Here is a 15,505-nt window from a genome sequence, read left to right on the forward strand (position 1 = left end):
GACAGCCGGCAGCGACTGTCACAAAACTGTCATAGAACACATTGCGCAGAAAAAGCCACTGCTGACGGCCCCCCGAATGGGCGGCCGTCCACCGTTAAGTCAGCGAAAAATCCGGGTCCCTGCCCTACAGCGAACGCCGCAGCAGATGGGCGAGCTCGCCGACCAGGCCGCGGCGGAACAGCAGCACGCAGGAGACGAAGATCACACCCTGGATCACCGTCACCCACTGGCCGAAGCCGGCGAGATATTGCTGCATGGCGATGATCACGAAGGCGCCGACCACCGGTCCGAAAATGGTGCCGAGGCCGCCGACCAGCGTCATCAGCACGATTTCGCCGGACATCGACCAATGCACGTCGGTGAGCGAAGCGTTTTGGGCCACGAACACCTTCAGCGAGCCGGCGAAGCCCGCCAGCGTGCCCGACAGGATGTAGGCGAGCAGCTTGTACTGGTCGGTCTTGTAACCGAGCGAGATCGCACGCGGCTCGTTCTCGCGGATCGACTTCAGCACCTCGCCGAACGGCGAGTTGATGGTGCGGTAGATCAAGAGGAAGCCGGCGAGGAAACCGGCCAGCACGACGTAATAGAGCACGGTCGGCTTGGACAGATCGAGGATGCCGAGCAGATGACCCTGCGGAATGCCCTGGATGCCGTCCTCGCCATGGGTGAACGGCGCCTGCAGGTAGATGAAATACAGCAGCTGCGACAGCGCCAGCGTGATCATCGAGAAGTAGATGCCCTGCCGCTTGATCGAGACGTAGCCGGTTGCGAGGCCAAGCAGGGCCGCGGCCGCGGTGCCGATCAGGATGCCGAGTTCGGGCGGCAGCGCCCACACCTTCAACGCATGCGCGGTCACGTAGCCGGCGGTGCCGAGGAACATGGCGTGGCCGAACGACAGCAGGCCGCCATAGCCGATCAACAGGTTGAAGGCGCAGGCGAGCAGCGCGAAGCACAGCGCCTGCATGACGAAGAACGGATAGATCCCCGTAAACGGCACGATCGCCAGCAGCACCGCCAAGATGGCGAACACGATCATCTCGTCGCGCATCGCGCGCGGCGTCATCGGAAGTGTATCGTCGGTCAATGCTGACATATCAGGCCGCCCGTCCCGTCAATCCCGTCGGCTTCACCAGCAGCACCAGCACCATCAGAACAAACACCACGGTGTTGGAGGCCTCGGGATAATAATACTTGGTAAATCCTTCGATCACGCCGAGCGCGAAGCCGGTGATGATCGATCCCATGATCGAACCCATGCCGCCGATCACGACCACCGCGAACACCACGATGATGAGATCGGCGCCCATCAGCGGCCGAACCTGGTTGATCGGCGCCGACAGCACGCCGGCGAGCGCGGCAAGGCCGACGCCGAGCCCGTAGGTCAGCGTGATCATGCGCGGCACGTTGATGCCGAAGGCCCGCACCAGCGTCGGGTTTTCGGTAGCGGCGCGCAGGTAGGCGCCGAGCTGCGTCTTCTCGATCAGGAACCAGGTGGCGAGACACACCACGAGCGAGAAGATCACGACCCAGCCGCGATAGATCGGCAGGAACATGAAGCCGAGATTGACGCCGCCCTTGAGCTGATCGGGAATAGCGTAAGGCAGACCCGAGGAGCCGAAATAGTTCTGGAACACGCCCTGCACGATCAGCGCGATGCCGAAGGTCAAAAGCAGCCCGTAGAGGTGATCGAGCCCGGTCAGCCATTGCAGCATGGTGCGCTCGAGGATCATGCCGAAGATGCCGACCAGGATCGGCGCGATCAGCAGCGCCCACCAGTAGCTGATGCCGCCCAGATTGAGCAGGAAATACGCCACGAAGGCGCCCATCATGTAGAGCGCGCCATGCGCGAAATTGATGATGTTGAGCATGCCGAAGATCACGGCGAGCCCCAGACTGAGCAGCGCGTAGAACGAGCCGTTGATCAGTCCCACCAGTAGCTGTGCGTAGAGAGCCTGCATCGATCGAGCTTTCGCTTAACTGGATGACGCCCGCCGGTCACGCCTGCGCGCCGGCGGGCACGATCGTCACTTCTTCAACAGCGCGCAGCTGCTCTTGTCGAGCGGCGTGAAGGCCTGGTCGCCGGGCACCGTGCCGACCAGCTTGTAGAGGTCCCACGGGCTTTTCGACTCCGACGGCTTCTTCACCTCGAACAGATAGGCGTTGTGGATGACACGGCCGTTGGCCTGGACCTCGCCCTTGCCGAACAGCGGATCGTCGGCCGGGATCTCCTTCATCTTGGCGACGATCTTGGCCCCGTCATGCGGATTGCCGCCGAGCGCGTCCAGCGCCTTGAAGTAATGCATCAGGCCCGCATAGACGCCGGCCTGCACCATGGTCGGCGGCGCGCTGTTCTTCATCCGCTCCGAGAACCGCTTGGAGAAGGCCCGCGTCTGGTCGTTCAGATCCCAGTAGAACGTCTCGGTGAAGTTGAGGCCCTGCGCGGTGTCGAGGCCGATCGCCTTGACGTCGGTGAGGAACAGCAGAAGCCCCGCGAGCTTCTGGCCGCCCTTGCCGATGCCGAACTCGGCCGCCTGCTTGATCGAGTTGGTGGTGTCGCCGCCGGCATTGGCGAGGCCGATGATCTTGGCCTTGGAGGCCTGCGCCTGCAGCAGGAACGAGGAGAAGTCCGCGGTGTTGAGCGGATGCTTGACCCCGCCGACCACCTTGCCGCCATTGGCGGTGACGACGGCGGTGGTGTCGCGCTCCAGCGCCGCACCGAAGGCGTAGTCCGCGGTCAGGAAGAACCAGGTGTCGCCACCCGCCTTGACCAGCGCCTGTCCGGTGGCGTGGGCGAGCATGTAGGTGTCATAGGTCCAGTGCACCGTGTTCGGCGAGCACTGCGCATTGGTCAGGTCCGAGGTCGCGGCGCCCGAATTGATGTAGACGCCGTTCTTTTCCTTCACGACATTGTTGACCGCGAGCGCGACGCCGGAGTTCGGCACGTCGACGATCACGTCGACCTTGTCGACGTCGAACCACTGCCGGGCGATGGTGGTGCCGATGTCGGGCTTGTTCTGGTGATCGCCGGAGATGATGTCGATCTTCCAGCCCTTGTCCTTTAGCTTGGAGTCCTCGACCGCCATCTGCGCCGCCAGCGTCGAGCCGGGACCGGCGAGGTCGGCGTAGAGGCCGGATTGATCCGACAGCGCGCCGATCTTGACCGTCTTGTCCTGCGCCGAGGCAAGGCCCGCGGAAGCGAGCGTCAATGCGGTGCCGAGCAGCAGCGCCGAAATCATATTCTTCATGTCGTATTCCCTCAGTCCTGAAATTTTCTGGTTCTGGCGATCTTCAAACGCCAAGGTAGGTGTGGAGCTTGTCAATGTTGGCCGACAGCTCGGAATTGGCGAAACCGTCGATCACCTTGCCGTGCTCGACGATGTAGTAGCGGTCGGCGACGGTCGAGGCGAAGCGGAAATTCTGCTCGACCAGGAGGATGGTGAATCCCTCCGACTTCAGCCGCGCAATGGTGTGGCCGATCTGCTGGATGATGACCGGGGCAAGCCCCTCGGTCGGCTCGTCCAGCATCAGGAAGCGCGCGCCGGTGCGCAGGATGCGCGCGATCGCCAGCATCTGCTGCTCGCCGCCGGAGAGCTTGGTGCCCTGGCTGGTGAGACGCTCCTTCAGGTTCGGAAACAGCGTGAAGATCTGCTCGAGCGACAGGCCGCCCGGGCGCACCGTCGGCGGCAGCATCAGATTCTCGCGCACGTCGAGGCTCGAGAAGATGCCGCGCTCCTCGGGACAGAACGCGATGCCCTTCCGCGCGATGCGGTCGGAGGACGCGCGGATGATTTCTTCGTTGTTGAAGCGGATCGAGCCCGAGCGCTTGCCGATGATTCCCATCACCGACTTCAGCGTGGTGGTCTTGCCGGCGCCGTTGCGGCCGAGCAGCGTCACCACCTCGCCGGCCTTCACGCCGAAATTGATGCCGTGCAGGATGTGGGATTCGCCGTACCAGGCCTGCAGGTCCTTGACCGTCAGCACCTCGGCGCCGGTGGCCGCTGCGGGCCTTTCCACCAGTTTCGCCTCAGCCATGACCCGCTCCCAGATAGGCTTCCTTCACGCGCTCGTCCTTGGAGAGGTCGGCGTAGTGGCCCTCCGCCAGCACCTGGCCGCGCGTCAGCACGGTGATGATGTCGGAGAGGTTGGCAACCACCGAGAGGTTATGTTCGACCATCAGGATGGTGTATTTGGCCGAGATCCGCTTGATCAGCGCCGCGATCTTGTCGATGTCCTCGTGGCCCATGCCGGCCATCGGTTCGTCGAGCAGCATCATCTCGGGGTCGAGCGCCAGCGTCGTCGCAATCTCAAGTGCGCGCTTGCGGCCGTACGGCATCTCGACTGCCGGGGTATTGGCGAATTCGCTCAAGCCGACGTCGTTCAGAAGCTCATGGGCGCGCGGATTGAAGCGGTCGAGCACGCTCTTGGAGCGCCAGAAATCGAACGACGATCCGTGCTGGCGCTGCAGCGCGACGCGGACATTTTCCAGCGCGGTCAGATGCGGAAACACCGCCGAGATCTGGAACGAGCGGACCAGCCCGAGCCGCGCCACGTCGGCCGGCGCCATCGCGGTGATGTCCTTGCCCTTGTAGCGGATCTGGCCGCCTGTCGGCTTCAGGAATTTGGTCAGCAGGTTGAAGCAGGTCGTCTTGCCGGCGCCGTTGGGGCCGATCAACGCATGAATACTGCCGCGACGCACCTTCAGCGCGACGTCGCGAACGGCGAAGAAACCCGCGAATTCCTTGGTCAATCCGCTGGTTTCGAGAATGAACTCATCGGCCAAATAGAATCCCCCGTGCGCCATCGCTGCGAGGCCTCTCGCCCGCGTGGCCTGTTTTTCATGTTCGACGGAATGTCCGTTACGTCTTGGAAACCGTCCCGGAGCCCGCCGCCTCCGGGCCGGAATATGCCGTCATCCGCGGCGGTTACGCAAGGCTGAAAGCGCTGCACCGCGGTATCAGCCCTACCCTGTTCCGGTTGATCCTTAGTCGAATAGCCTCAGGCGGCGCTTTGCGCCTTGGAAAGCGGTCATTAACGGTGATTTGCTGCGCGCGCGGACCTTCACAGAATATTTCCGCCCTGTGGCCGAAGCTTTGAGCAATTTTCATGACGAGCGGCCATGGCCTTGCAATTCGAGAGCGCCAATCCTTCGGTGATCAAGTCGATCCGGCAGCGTGATTTCCTCAACACGTGGCTGCGGCTCTACGCCCGCGGCCAGACGATTCCGGGAATTGCGGAATTTGACCCCGGGAGGATCGAGGAGGATCTGCCAGATCTCGTGTACTTCACCGTCGACACGACAGCGCGGGTTCCGCAGCTGACGATCCAGAGCGACGGCACGCGGATGGCGATCGCTTTTGGCAACACCGGCAAGGGCCGGCTGCTCGACGACTATTTAGGACCGCGGCTCGCGCCGCTCGTGATACCAGTCTACTACGAATGCATCGCGCGCCGGTTGCCTGTCTACACCATCGCCCATATCGACGACATTTATGGTCGCGTGGTTGCCTATGAACGGCTGCTGCTGCCGTTCTCGGACGGCGGCCCGGTCAATCATCTGATCGCGTCGCTGAAGACGATCAGCGTGGACGGCAGCTTCGAAATCCGCAATCTGATGCGCGGCAACGACAAGCTCCCGGAATTCAAGCTCTGCGCCATCATCGATCGCGACCTGTTCCATCGCGCCCCTGGCCGCATCCCGCGCGGGGATGTGCTCGAGTTCGGCTAGCCGATCATGTTCCAGAGTGCCGATCCATCGGTGGTCAAATCGATCACGCAGCGGGTGCTGCTGAACGCCTGGCTGCGCGCGCTGCGCCAGCCGAATGCCCTGCCCTTGCCGCGCGATTTCCGCACCGACGGCTCCGCCGACGAGCGTGCCGACATGATGGAATTCGACGTGATCGGCAGCGGGGACTCCGCGCGCTTCCTGATCACGCAGGAAGGGACCAGGCTGGCGACGGCTTACGGCACCGAGCACATTGAGCCGGCGCAACGGGCCAACCGCTATCTGGATGATGCGATCGGCCCCGAGCGTTACGCGGGCGTGATCCTGTCCTATCGGGCCTGCCTGGCGCGCAAGCGCCCGACCTATACGGTCGCGACGGTGCAGGACGCCGACGGCAAGGACGTCTCGTATGAACGGCTGCTGCTGCCGTTCGGCCGCGGCGACAGCGTCGAGCACATCATCGGCTCCTACAAGGCGATCAGCATCGAGGGCGGCTTCCGGCTGCGCAATCTGATGGGCGTGACGGCGAAGACCGTGCCCGTCGTCACGGTGCGCGCGGTGATCGACCGCGCCTTCGTTCCGGCGGCGCGGCCGGCCGCACGCGATTCCATCGAGTTGATCTAAGACGCGGAACGGCTGCGCGCTCAACGTTTCGGGTCGCGCCCGCGGATGCGGTCAAAGCCTTGCTTGATTGCGGCGAAGCGCGCTTCGACGATCGGCTCAAATTCGAGATCGGTGAAGATATATGGCCAGTCGTTTTCGACGCCTTCGCGGACGAGTTCGCCGACATAGATGGGATCGATACCCTGAGAGACGCGTTCCCGGATCAGATTGATCCGCTCGGCAAGCGGGCCCGAAGTCGGCATGGCCCGGACCGCTCCCTCGAAGCGCTTGGGGAGATTTCGCCTTGAGTTCGTGATTTGGGTGCGGATGAACCCGGGACACAGCACCGATACGCCAATCCCGCGGGGAGCGAGTTCTTGCCGGAGTCCTTCGGACAGCGCGACCACGCCGTACTTCGAAACGTTGTATGCCGTGCTTCCGCCTGAAATCAGGCCAGCGATCGAGGCTGTGGATACAATGTGTCCACCCTCGCCATGCTGCTCGATCAACGGCCCGAAAATCTCGATCCCCCAAATGGTCGCCATCAGGTTGACGCCCAAGGTCCAATTCCACGACGCTTCGGTCCAGGTGCCATAGGGCCCACCGCCACCGACGCCCGCGTTGTTGACGAGGATATGCACCTTGCCGTAGCGGGCGGTCGTGGCTTCGGCGGCCGCCACCAGTTCGGCTTTGAGTGAGACGTCCGCTTTCACGCCGTCGACATCGACGTTGGTGCGCCTCAGTTGTTCGAGCGCTGCGGACAGAGCCGCTTCCTCAATGTCGCAAAGCATGACCTTCGCCCCCGCCTGGGCGAAGGCGGTAGCGATCCCGAGTCCAATGCCTGACGCTGCACCGGTCACGAACGCGGTCTTTCCAGCGAGCTCCTTCACGCGCATTCTCCCATGTGCAAGCGGACACCCTGACCCCAAGCGACGGATGTCACCGGACGCCATATCAGCGCACTTTCAGGCGATTGGGAAGCGTGCGGGATATCCGCGTCTGGCCGTTCCGGAATTTATGAGTGCGCGCGGGCTCTTCGACTTAATTCTTCTTGCGCGCCTTCGCCGGCACTTCCTTGCCGTAGAGATCCGGCTTGAAGCCGACCACACGTTTCGACCCGAGGTCGAGCACCGGACGCTTGATCATCGACGGCTGCTCGGCCATCAGCGCCAGCGCCTTGCGCTCGTTGAGGCCTTCCTTGTCGGCGTCGGGCAGCTTCTTGAAAGTGGTGCCGGCGCGGTTGAGCAGCGTTTCCCAGCCGACCTCGTCGCTCCACTGCTTCAGCTTGTCCTTGCCGATGCCGGCCGCCTTGTAGTCGTGAAACTCGTAGGCGACGCCGTGGTCGTCGAGCCAGGCCCGCGCCTTCTTCATGGTGTCGCAGTTCTTGATGCCGTAGATCGTGATGCTCACTGCCATTCCCCGCACGCGTTGCGAGCCGTGGAAGCTAGCCCCACGGCAGGCGCCGCGCCAGACCGGATGCAGCCGCTCTCCACACCGATCTTGGCGTTGCCTCAATGCGCATAATGCGTGAACACGAAGTCGAAGTCCTTGGCGTGCGCTTCGTGACAGGCAAAGCAGGTCTCGTGCTGGGCGGCATCGACCGGCTTGCCGTCGATGAAGCGGCCAAAGCCCCAGCCGCCGGTTGCGGCATATTTCACGGAGTCCTTGACCATGACCTGGACGGTGGTCGCCGGTCCCGTGACGAAGGCGCCGTTGAGGCCGTCAACCGGCTTGCGCTTCCAGGCCAGCTTAACCAGCGTGGTGCCATCGGGGAACGGCGTCTTGTTGTCCTGATAGGCCTTCACGGCGGTGGCATTGCCGACGACGCCGCGCAACTCGTCGAGCCCGGTCTCCTCGCCGACCGCAATCAGCTTCCAGTCGCGATAGCCGGCGGGAATTTTCACCCCGAAGATCGGTGCTGCCGACGCCGCATCGTCGGCATGTCCGACAGCGAACGGCAATGACGCGGTGATGCAGGCTGCCGCGATCGCGGCAGCTGCCCATTTCAAACTCAGTGTCATGGTTTCGTTGCCTGCGCCTGCTCAGAGCTTGCTGACGTCGATGATCGCCTGGGTGAATTCCTGCGGCGCTTCCTGCGGCAGGTTGTGGCCGATGCCGCCGGGCAGCTGGCGATGCTGATAGTGCCCGGAAAATTTCTTGGCATAGGCGGCGGGCTCCGGATGCGGCGCGCCGTTGGCATCGCCCTCCATCGTGATGGTCGGGATCGCGATGACGGGCGCCTGCGCCAGCGTCTTCTCGAACGCATCGTACTTCGCCTCACCCTCGGCGAGGCCGAGCCGCCAGCGGTAATTGTGGATCACGATGTCGACATGATCGGGATTGTCGAAGGCAACCGCGCTGCGGTCGTAGGTGGCGTCGTCGAACTTCCACTGCGGCGAGGCCAGCTGCCAGATCAGCTTGGCGAAATCGTGCCGGTTCTTGGCATAGCCTTCGCGGCCGCGCTCGGTCGCAAAATAGAACTGGTACCACCATTGCAGCTCGGCCTTCGGCGGCAGCGGCATCTTGCCGGCAGCCTGGCTGCCGATCAGGTAGCCGCTCACCGACACCATCGCCTTGCAGCGCTCGGGCCACAGCACGGCCATGATGTTGGCGGTGCGCGCGCCCCAATCATAGCCGCCGAGCACGGCCTTCTCGATCTTCAGCGCATCCATCAGTGCGATGATGTCGGCGGAGACCGCGACCGGCTGGCCGCTGCGCATGGTGTCGCCGGAGAGGAAGCGCGTCGGGCCATAGCCGCGCAGATGCGGCACGATCACCCGGTAGCCGGCCTCGGCCAGCGCCGGCGCGACGTCGGCGTAGCTGTGGATGTCATAGGGCCAGCCGTGCAGCAGGATCACGGCGGGACCTGAGGCCGGACCTATCTCGACATAGCCGACATCGAGCACGCCGGCGTTGATCTGCTTGACCGGACCGATCGAGGTGTGGGCGCCGGCCTTGATCGCAGGAAGCGCCGCCTTGGTCTGGGCGCGCGCCGATCCGAACAGGCCGAACTTGGCCGCAACGACGGTCCCCGCGGCGATGCCGAGGAAGTGACGGCGCTGTTGATTGATGGATGGCGACATGGCGATCTCCTTAAGTCTGGTGTCGCGGCAAGTTATGCCAGAGCCGGGACGGCTGCGCTTTGAGACGACGTGGACTTGGCCTTCAGGGCGTCGTGATTTTTGCTTGTCCGCGGCTGTGCTAGGTTCCGCCACCTGCCAAGCGACCGGCCGCCGGATCTTCTGATTTGCCCTATCGTTTCAACGACTTCACCCTTGATCCCGAGCGCCGGGAGCTGCGCCGCGGCGGCGCGCTGGTGGCGGTCGAGCCGCAGGTGTTCGATCTGCTCGAGTTCCTGATTGGCGCCCGCGACCGCGTGGTCAGCCGCGACGAGGTGCTGGCTGCCGTCTGGCAGGGCCGGATCGTCTCGGAAGCGACACTGAGCAGCCGGGTCAACGCCGCGCGGAGCGCGATCGGCGACAATGGCGAGGAGCAGCGGCTGATCCGCACCCTGCCGCGCAAGGGCCTCCGTTTTGTCGGCGAGGTCAGGGAGAACGCCGCGCCTGATCGTCCGATCGCGGAGAGCAAGCGGCCGAGCGAGGGTCCCTCGATCGCGGTGCTGCCCTTCACCAATATGAGCGGCGACCCCGAGCAGGACTATTTCGCCGATGGGATCGCCGAGGACATCACCACCGCGCTGGCCCGCTGCAGCCGGCTGACCGTGATCGCGCGCAACTCCGCTTTCACCTACAAGGGCAAGGCGGTCGATATCCGCCAGGTCGGCCGCGAGCTCGGCGTGTTCTATGTGCTGGAGGGCAGCGTCCGCCGCGGCGGCAATCGCTTGCGGATCACCGGACAGCTGATCGACGCGGTCTCCGGCGCGCATCTGTGGGCCGACCGCTTCGACGGCGCGGCGGATGATGTGTTCGAGCTGCAGGACCGCATCACCGAAAGCGTGGTCGGCGCGATCGAGCCGACGCTGCATGTGGCGGAGGCCGACCGGCGCCGTAGCGCGCCGCCCGAGACGCTCGATGCCTACGACCTGCTGCTGCGCGCCTACAGCCTGCGCTACGAATTCACGCCCGAGAGCATGGCTGCTGCGATCGACTGCCTCGATCAGGCGCTGGCGCTCGATGGCGCCTACGCACCTGCACTGGCGGCCTCGGCCTATTGCTATGCGATGCGCCACGTCCAGGGCTGGCTGGTGCCCGATGACGCCTATCGCGAGCGCGCGGTGGCGCAGGCCTGGCGCGCGGTCGAGCTCGCGCCCAGCGATGCGCAGGTGCTGTGGATGGCGGCGTTCGCGATCTGGAACATGGCCGACGAGATCGAGCCGGCGCGCGAATTGTTCGAGCGCTCGCTTGCGATCAACCCGAACTCGGCGATGGCGCTGACGCTGGGCGGCTGGATCGAGGCGATGCGCGGCAACCAGGCCACCGGCCGCGCCATGATCGAGCGCGCGCAGCGGCTGAACCCGCGCGACCCGCGCGGCTGGTTCGCCGCCGCGGCGCTGGCGATCTGCGCCGTGCTCGACGGCAACTTTGCCGAAGCGGTGAGCTGGGCGGACAAGGCGCTGGCACAGAACCGCCGCTTCGCGGTGGCGCTGCGCGTCCTGATCGTGGCGCTGGTCAAGACCGGCGACACCGAGCGCGCGACCCAGACCGCGCGCGAGCTGCTCAAGGTCGATCCGGAGTTTTCGATTGCCACGTTCCTGTCGCGGATTCCGTTCCCGGTCGAGGCGATGTCCAGGACCTATGTCGAGACGCTGAAGGCGGCCGGCGTCCCGGACTGATGCTGCTCAGCCGCCCCCACCCGGCTCCAGCGCCTCGCCGAGTTCGATCGGATGCGCCATGGTCTCGTGCAGCGCGTCCTTGTCGAGCTCGCCCTCGGACAGGCTGATCACGACGCAGGCAACGCCGTTGCCGATCAGATTGGTCAGCGCGCGGCACTCGCTCATGAACTTGTCGATGCCGACCAGGATCGCGATCGACTGGATCGGGATATCAGGCACGATCGACAGCGTCGCCGCCAGCGTGATGAAGCCCGCACCGGTGACGCCGGAGGCGCCCTTCGAGGTGATCATGGCGATGCCCAGAATGCCGAGCTCCTGCCAAATCGTCAGATGGGTGTTGGTGGCCTGCGCCAGGAACAGCGTCGCCAGCGTCATGTAGATGTTGGTGCCGTCGAGGTTGAAGCTGTAGCCGGTCGGGATCACGAGGCCGACCACCGAGCGCGAGGCGCCGAGATGCTCCATCTTCTGGATCATCTGCGGCAGCACCGTCTCCGACGACGAGGTGCCGAGCACGATCAAGAGCTCGTCCTTGATATAGGCGATGAAGCGGATGATCGAGAAGCCCGACAGCCGCGCGATCGCGCCGAGCACGATCAGCACGAACAGGACGCTGGTGAGATAGAAGGTGCCGATCAGCGCCGCCAGATTCACCAGCGAGCCGAGGCCGTAGGCGCCGACGGTGAAGGCCATGGCGCCGAATGCGCCGAGCGGCGCGAGGCGGACGATCATGCGGATAATGCCGAAGAACATCTTTGCGGCGGTGTCGACCGCCGCCGCGATCGGCTCGCCGACCTTGCCCATGAACACGATGGCAAAGCCCGACAGGATCGAGATCAGCAGCACCTGCAGCAGGTCGCCGCGCGCCACCGCGCCGAAATAGCTGTCCGGAATGATCGCCAGCAGATGGTGGACGATGCCCTGCTCCTTGGCCTGCGTCACGTAGGTGGAGACCGACTTCGGATCGATCGTGGCCGGATCGATGTTGAAGCCGTGGCCGGGCTGCAGCAATTCGCCGACCAGGAGGCCGATCGCCAGCGCCACTGTCGAGACCGTTTCGAAATAAATCAGCGCCTTCAATCCGACGCGGCCGACGCGCTTGAGGTCGCCCATCGAGGAGATGCCGTGCACCACGGTGCAGAAGATCACCGGCGCGATCATCATCTTGATCAGCGCGATGAAGCCGTCGCCGAGCGGCTTCAGCTCCTTGCCGAGGTCGGGGTAGAAGTAGCCGACCAGCACGCCCGCGAAGATCGCGATCAGCACCTGAATGTAGAGGATCTTGTACCAGGGCTGGTGTTGGTGATGGGCAACGGGCTTGATTGCGGCTGTGGTCATGAGGTGCCCCGGGCTGGCTCTAACTCGACTGGTGGTGTCATCTTGGCGGAGCGGCGCACAGGCGACAATGCCCATTCTTGCTCACTGCATGCCATTCTTGCTCACCGTCGCGCAAGGACGACAAGGCACTGGGTTCGCACCAGTGCGAGCACGAATCTGGCATATAGTGCGGGCAAGCTGGCATCGGGGGGCAATGGATGGAATTCACGATACTGTTTCTTGCCATTACGATCGTCATGCTGGTTGCGTGGCGAGGTCCGCGTCCGCTCGCAGTCGGCCTGTTCGCAGTGGTGCTGATCGGCTGTGTCGCGACCTTCCTGCACCACGCCACCGACCGGCTCAACCTGTCGTTCTAGGGGCCGGCCATGACCGACACGCAGGCCACGACGTTGAATGCGCTCGCGCTGTACGGCGTTGCGCTAGTGCTGGCTGCGGCCTTCGCCGCCCAGTTCCTGCTGCACGAGCTGCCCTGCCCGCTGTGTCTCTTGCAGCGCATCCTGTTCGCGATGCTGGCGGTCGGTCCGATCCTCAATGTTCGCTTCGGGCCGCGGCCGAGCCACTACGCGCTGTCGCTGCTGACGGCGGTCGCGGGCGCCGTCGTCTCGACACGGCAGGTGCTGCTGCACATCCTCCCTGGAGATGCCGGTTACGGATCGGCACTGCTCGGCTATCACTACTACAGTTGGGCGCTGATCGGCTTCGTCGCGGCCATCGTCCTGCTCGCGATCATGCTGCTGTTCGACCGCCAGTTCGATCACCGCGCGACGCAGGTGCAACCGCCCAGCCGCTTCGCGCAAGGCGCGGTGTGGCTCGTAACCGGACTGACGGCGCTGAACGTGATCTCCACTTTGCTCGAATGCGGCTTTGGCGCCTGCGCCGACAATCCCGTTGTCTATGAGCTGCTCAGGTCGGGCGCTTAGGAATATTCAGGCCGCGCTCCACGGCCGGCCGCTTGAGGGCGCGCTCGAGCCAGCCGGCGACATGCTTGAACTGATCGAACTCGACCAGCTCGCGTGCACCGTAGAAGCCGATCAGATTGCGCACCCAACCGATCATCGAGACGTCGGCGATCGAGTATTCGTCGTCCATGAACCACTGCCGCCCGGCGAGGTGCGTCTCCATCACGCCGAGCAGGCGCTTCGATTCGTCGACGTAGCGCTGCAGCGGCCGCTTGTCCTCAAAATCCTTGCCGGCGAATTTGTGGAAGAAGCCGACCTGGCCGAACATCGGGCCGATGCCGCCCATCTGGAAATGCACCCACTGGATGGCCTGATAGCGGCGCGCGGCATCTGATGGCAGCAGCTCGCCGGTCTTCTCGGCGAGATATTGCAGGATGGCGCCGGACTCGAACAGCGGCAGCGGCTGGCCGCCGGGACCATCGGGATCGATGATCGCGGGGATCCTGCCGTTCGGATTCAGCGATAGGAATTCCGGCGTCTTCTGGTCGTCCTTGCCGAAGTCGACCAGATGCACCTCGTAGGGCAGCCCGATCTCCTCCAGCATGATCGAGACCTTCACCCCGTTCGGCGTCGGCAGCGAATAGAGCTGCAGGCGATCCGGATGCCGGGCGGGCCAACGTTTGGTGATTGGAAAAGCCGAGAGGTCGGTCATGTCGATGTCTTTGCCTGATTGCGCTTGGGTGATTAGTGTAGGGGCCTCGATGCCAGCCGCAAGGGCCGCACATGAGCGATCAGCCGAAGCCGGAACGGCTTGGTCTTTCCGACGACGAACTGGCCACGCATCCGACCGTGTTCGCGGCGGATGCACTGGCCGGTCAGGTGGCGGTGGTCTCCGGCGGCGCCGGCGGCATCGGGCGGGCCATCGCCTGGCTGCTGGCGCGGCTCGGCGCCCATGTCGTGGTGACCGGCCGCAACGGTGACAAGCTCGCCGCACTCGCCGATCACCTCATGCGGCGCGGCCTGAAGGCCTCCGCGCACGTGGTCGACATCAAGGATGCGGATGCGGTCAACGCGATGTTCGATGCGCTGTGGGCGCAACACGGCCGCATCGATCATCTCGTCAACAGCGCCGGCGGCCAGTTCCCGCAGGCTGCGATCGACTTTTCGATCAAGGGCTGGAACGCGGTCATCAACACCAACCTCAACGGCACCTGGTACATGATGCAGGCCGCCGCGCAGCACTGGCGCCACCACGCACAGGCCGGCAGCATCGTCAACATCGTGGTGGTGACGAGCCACGGCCTCTACGGCATCGCGCACACCATCGCGGCGCGGTCCGGCGTGATCGGCCTGTCGCGTGCGCTCGCGGTCGAGTGGGCGCCGCTGAACATCCGCGTCAATTGCATCGCGCCCGGCGCGATCGAGACCGAGGGCTGGAACGTCTACAGCGAAGCGGCGCGCGCCGCCTATCCGCGCTCGAACCCGATGATGCGCCCCGGTTCGCCCTGGGACATCGCGGAAGCGGCCGTCTATCTCAGCGGCCCCTCCGGCAATTTCATCACCGGCGAGACGCTGACGGTCGATGGCGGCAGCCAGCATTGGGGCGAGACCTGGACCACCGGCAAGCCGGATTATTTTAGCGAGTGACGCCCGTCGTCCTGGCGAACTCTGTCGTCCTGGCGCAAGCCAGCACCCATTACCCCGAATGCTAGTTGCGGGGCGATGACTAGGCCCGTTCCTCTTCAACAACCCGATCCTGTGGTTATGGGTCCTGGCTATCGCCAGGCGACGCTGGTGGTGGCATCACTTCCCATCATCAAAACTGACGATGACCGCGGCGTTCGCGATCAGGATCGGGTCGTTGCCCTGATCGGACGGTATCTCCAGTCCGCCGGCGATCGCCTTCACCGTCTTGGTGCCGTAGGGCAATTCCTTGGCCACCGCCGCGGTATCGACCTCCTCCGGATTCGGCACCGCGATGGTGACGTCGACGAACATGTCCTTGGCGGTCTTGCCGAGCATGCGGAAGAAGCCGAGGCTGGAGTGGCGGATCGCATCGGAGACCGCGCGCTTGGCGGCCTTGGTGGCGTCGCGGCCGTGAACGTCGACGCCCATGCCCATTTCGGTGATACAGCGCACGCGTGTCATGCAAAT

The 15,505-nt window shown here is 64.4% G+C and carries 18 protein-coding genes; 6 read left to right on the plus strand and 12 right to left on the minus strand.

The features are described 5' to 3' along the window. Positions 1–124 precede the first annotated feature (124 nt). From CI41S_RS20065 to CI41S_RS20085, 5 genes are all read right to left on the minus strand, one after another. Entirely contained in the window at positions 125–1,093 is a 969-nt protein-coding gene (locus tag CI41S_RS20065) for a branched-chain amino acid ABC transporter permease (protein WP_139483015.1), read from the minus strand. A gap of 1 nt (position 1,094) precedes the next feature. Next, positions 1,095–1,958 carry a branched-chain amino acid ABC transporter permease gene (locus CI41S_RS20070; RefSeq protein WP_139483016.1) on the minus strand — a complete coding sequence of 288 codons (864 nt, stop codon included), beginning with the start codon at positions 1,956–1,958 and terminating at the stop codon, positions 1,095–1,097. Between the two features lie 66 nt (positions 1,959–2,024). Beyond that, a complete protein-coding gene (locus CI41S_RS20075; RefSeq protein WP_139861250.1) occupies positions 2,025–3,245 on the minus strand; it encodes an ABC transporter substrate-binding protein in 1,221 nt (406 codons plus the stop codon). A gap of 43 nt (positions 3,246–3,288) precedes the next feature. Then, on the minus strand, positions 3,289–4,032 hold the full coding sequence (locus CI41S_RS20080) for an ABC transporter ATP-binding protein (protein WP_139861251.1): 744 nt from the start codon (positions 4,030–4,032) through the stop codon (positions 3,289–3,291). Next, complete coding sequence (locus tag CI41S_RS20085) at positions 4,025–4,780, minus strand: ABC transporter ATP-binding protein (RefSeq protein WP_139861252.1); 756 nt, start codon at positions 4,778–4,780, stop codon at positions 4,025–4,027. Before CI41S_RS20085 ends, CI41S_RS20080 begins: the two co-directional genes overlap by 8 nt. A gap of 336 nt (positions 4,781–5,116) precedes the next feature. Here CI41S_RS20085 and CI41S_RS20090 point away from each other — a divergent pair, with 336 nt between their 5' ends. Beyond that, entirely contained in the window at positions 5,117–5,725 is a 609-nt protein-coding gene (locus CI41S_RS20090; RefSeq protein WP_172628113.1) for a PAS domain-containing protein, read from the plus strand. Positions 5,726–5,731: 6 nt separating this feature from the next. After that, complete coding sequence (locus CI41S_RS20095) at positions 5,732–6,346, plus strand: hypothetical protein (protein ID WP_244626608.1); 615 nt, start codon at positions 5,732–5,734, stop codon at positions 6,344–6,346. A gap of 20 nt (positions 6,347–6,366) precedes the next feature. Here the strand turns inward: CI41S_RS20095 and CI41S_RS20100 are convergent, their stop codons facing one another. From CI41S_RS20100 to CI41S_RS20115, 4 genes are all read right to left on the minus strand, one after another. Then, a complete protein-coding gene (locus CI41S_RS20100; RefSeq protein WP_139861254.1) occupies positions 6,367–7,215 on the minus strand; it encodes an SDR family NAD(P)-dependent oxidoreductase in 849 nt (282 codons plus the stop codon). 151 nt (positions 7,216–7,366) lie between these two features. Further along, on the minus strand, positions 7,367–7,735 hold the full coding sequence (locus CI41S_RS20105) for an ArsC family reductase (protein WP_139861255.1): 369 nt from the start codon (positions 7,733–7,735) through the stop codon (positions 7,367–7,369). Between the two features lie 101 nt (positions 7,736–7,836). Then, on the minus strand, positions 7,837–8,346 hold the full coding sequence (locus CI41S_RS20110) for a cytochrome P460 family protein (RefSeq protein WP_139861256.1): 510 nt from the start codon (positions 8,344–8,346) through the stop codon (positions 7,837–7,839). A gap of 21 nt (positions 8,347–8,367) precedes the next feature. Beyond that, on the minus strand, positions 8,368–9,408 hold the full coding sequence (locus tag CI41S_RS20115) for an alpha/beta fold hydrolase (RefSeq protein ID WP_139861257.1): 1,041 nt from the start codon (positions 9,406–9,408) through the stop codon (positions 8,368–8,370). 164 nt (positions 9,409–9,572) lie between these two features. On the opposite strand from CI41S_RS20115, the gene CI41S_RS20120 reads away from it, so the two are divergent. Further along, on the plus strand, positions 9,573–11,117 hold the full coding sequence (locus tag CI41S_RS20120; protein WP_139861258.1) for a winged helix-turn-helix domain-containing tetratricopeptide repeat protein: 1,545 nt from the start codon (positions 9,573–9,575) through the stop codon (positions 11,115–11,117). 6 nt (positions 11,118–11,123) lie between these two features. On the opposite strand, the gene CI41S_RS20125 is transcribed toward CI41S_RS20120, so the two are convergent. Next, positions 11,124–12,452: a dicarboxylate/amino acid:cation symporter gene (locus tag CI41S_RS20125; RefSeq protein WP_139861259.1), complete on the minus strand. Its 1,329-nt coding sequence runs from the start codon at positions 12,450–12,452 to the stop codon at positions 11,124–11,126. A 197-nt stretch (positions 12,453–12,649) separates the two neighbouring features. Between CI41S_RS20125 and CI41S_RS43590 the strand changes: the two genes are divergently transcribed. Together CI41S_RS43590 and CI41S_RS20130 are read left to right on the plus strand one after the other, a co-directional pair. Continuing rightward, positions 12,650–12,808 (plus strand): DUF5993 family protein, encoded by a 159-nt coding sequence (locus CI41S_RS43590; protein WP_172628114.1) that lies wholly within the window; start codon positions 12,650–12,652, stop codon positions 12,806–12,808. A gap of 9 nt (positions 12,809–12,817) precedes the next feature. Continuing rightward, on the plus strand, positions 12,818–13,372 hold the full coding sequence (locus CI41S_RS20130; RefSeq protein WP_139861260.1) for a disulfide bond formation protein B: 555 nt from the start codon (positions 12,818–12,820) through the stop codon (positions 13,370–13,372). Here the strand turns inward: CI41S_RS20130 and CI41S_RS20135 are convergent. After that, positions 13,356–14,063 carry a glutathione S-transferase family protein gene (locus tag CI41S_RS20135; RefSeq protein ID WP_139861261.1) on the minus strand — a complete coding sequence of 236 codons (708 nt, stop codon included), beginning with the start codon at positions 14,061–14,063 and terminating at the stop codon, positions 13,356–13,358. The two genes, CI41S_RS20130 and CI41S_RS20135, sit on opposite strands and share 17 nt — an antisense overlap. Before the next feature lie 71 nt (positions 14,064–14,134). Between CI41S_RS20135 and CI41S_RS20140 the strand changes: the two genes are divergently transcribed. Then, a complete protein-coding gene (locus tag CI41S_RS20140; protein WP_139861262.1) occupies positions 14,135–14,998 on the plus strand; it encodes an SDR family oxidoreductase in 864 nt (287 codons plus the stop codon). A gap of 156 nt (positions 14,999–15,154) precedes the next feature. Here the strand turns inward: CI41S_RS20140 and CI41S_RS20145 are convergent, their stop codons facing one another. Continuing rightward, positions 15,155–15,499, minus strand: coding sequence for a Lin0512 family protein (locus tag CI41S_RS20145; RefSeq protein WP_139861263.1), 345 nt, complete (start codon positions 15,497–15,499; stop codon positions 15,155–15,157). Positions 15,500–15,505: the final 6 nt, after the last annotated feature.

The organism is Bradyrhizobium ivorense (assembly GCF_900696085.1).
In the GTDB taxonomy this organism is placed as follows: Bacteria; Pseudomonadota; Alphaproteobacteria; order Rhizobiales; family Xanthobacteraceae; genus Bradyrhizobium; species Bradyrhizobium ivorense.

What these genes read in the sequence shown, in the direction of transcription:
- CI41S_RS20145 (WP_139861263.1), bottom strand. Translation starts at nt 15,499, where the DNA reads ATGACACGCGTGCGCTGTATCACCGAAATGGGCATGGGCGTCGACGTT.
- CI41S_RS20075 (WP_139861250.1), bottom strand. Translation starts at nt 3,245, where the DNA reads ATGAAGAATATGATTTCGGCGCTGCTGCTCGGCACCGCATTGACGCTC.
- CI41S_RS20110 (WP_139861256.1), bottom strand. Translation starts at nt 8,346, where the DNA reads ATGACACTGAGTTTGAAATGGGCAGCTGCCGCGATCGCGGCAGCCTGC.
- CI41S_RS20080 (WP_139861251.1), bottom strand. Translation starts at nt 4,032, where the DNA reads ATGGCTGAGGCGAAACTGGTGGAAAGGCCCGCAGCGGCCACCGGCGCC.
- CI41S_RS20065 (WP_139483015.1), bottom strand. Translation starts at nt 1,093, where the DNA reads ATGTCAGCATTGACCGACGATACACTTCCGATGACGCCGCGCGCGATG.
- CI41S_RS43590 (WP_172628114.1), top strand. Translation starts at nt 12,650, where the DNA reads ATGGAATTCACGATACTGTTTCTTGCCATTACGATCGTCATGCTGGTT.
- CI41S_RS20130 (WP_139861260.1), top strand. Translation starts at nt 12,818, where the DNA reads ATGACCGACACGCAGGCCACGACGTTGAATGCGCTCGCGCTGTACGGC.
- CI41S_RS20140 (WP_139861262.1), top strand. Translation starts at nt 14,135, where the DNA reads ATGAGCGATCAGCCGAAGCCGGAACGGCTTGGTCTTTCCGACGACGAA.
- CI41S_RS20070 (WP_139483016.1), bottom strand. Translation starts at nt 1,958, where the DNA reads ATGCAGGCTCTCTACGCACAGCTACTGGTGGGACTGATCAACGGCTCG.
- CI41S_RS20090 (WP_172628113.1), top strand. Translation starts at nt 5,117, where the DNA reads ATGGCCTTGCAATTCGAGAGCGCCAATCCTTCGGTGATCAAGTCGATC.
- CI41S_RS20095 (WP_244626608.1), top strand. Translation starts at nt 5,732, where the DNA reads ATGTTCCAGAGTGCCGATCCATCGGTGGTCAAATCGATCACGCAGCGG.
- CI41S_RS20135 (WP_139861261.1), bottom strand. Translation starts at nt 14,063, where the DNA reads ATGACCGACCTCTCGGCTTTTCCAATCACCAAACGTTGGCCCGCCCGG.
- CI41S_RS20125 (WP_139861259.1), bottom strand. Translation starts at nt 12,452, where the DNA reads ATGACCACAGCCGCAATCAAGCCCGTTGCCCATCACCAACACCAGCCC.
- CI41S_RS20115 (WP_139861257.1), bottom strand. Translation starts at nt 9,408, where the DNA reads ATGTCGCCATCCATCAATCAACAGCGCCGTCACTTCCTCGGCATCGCC.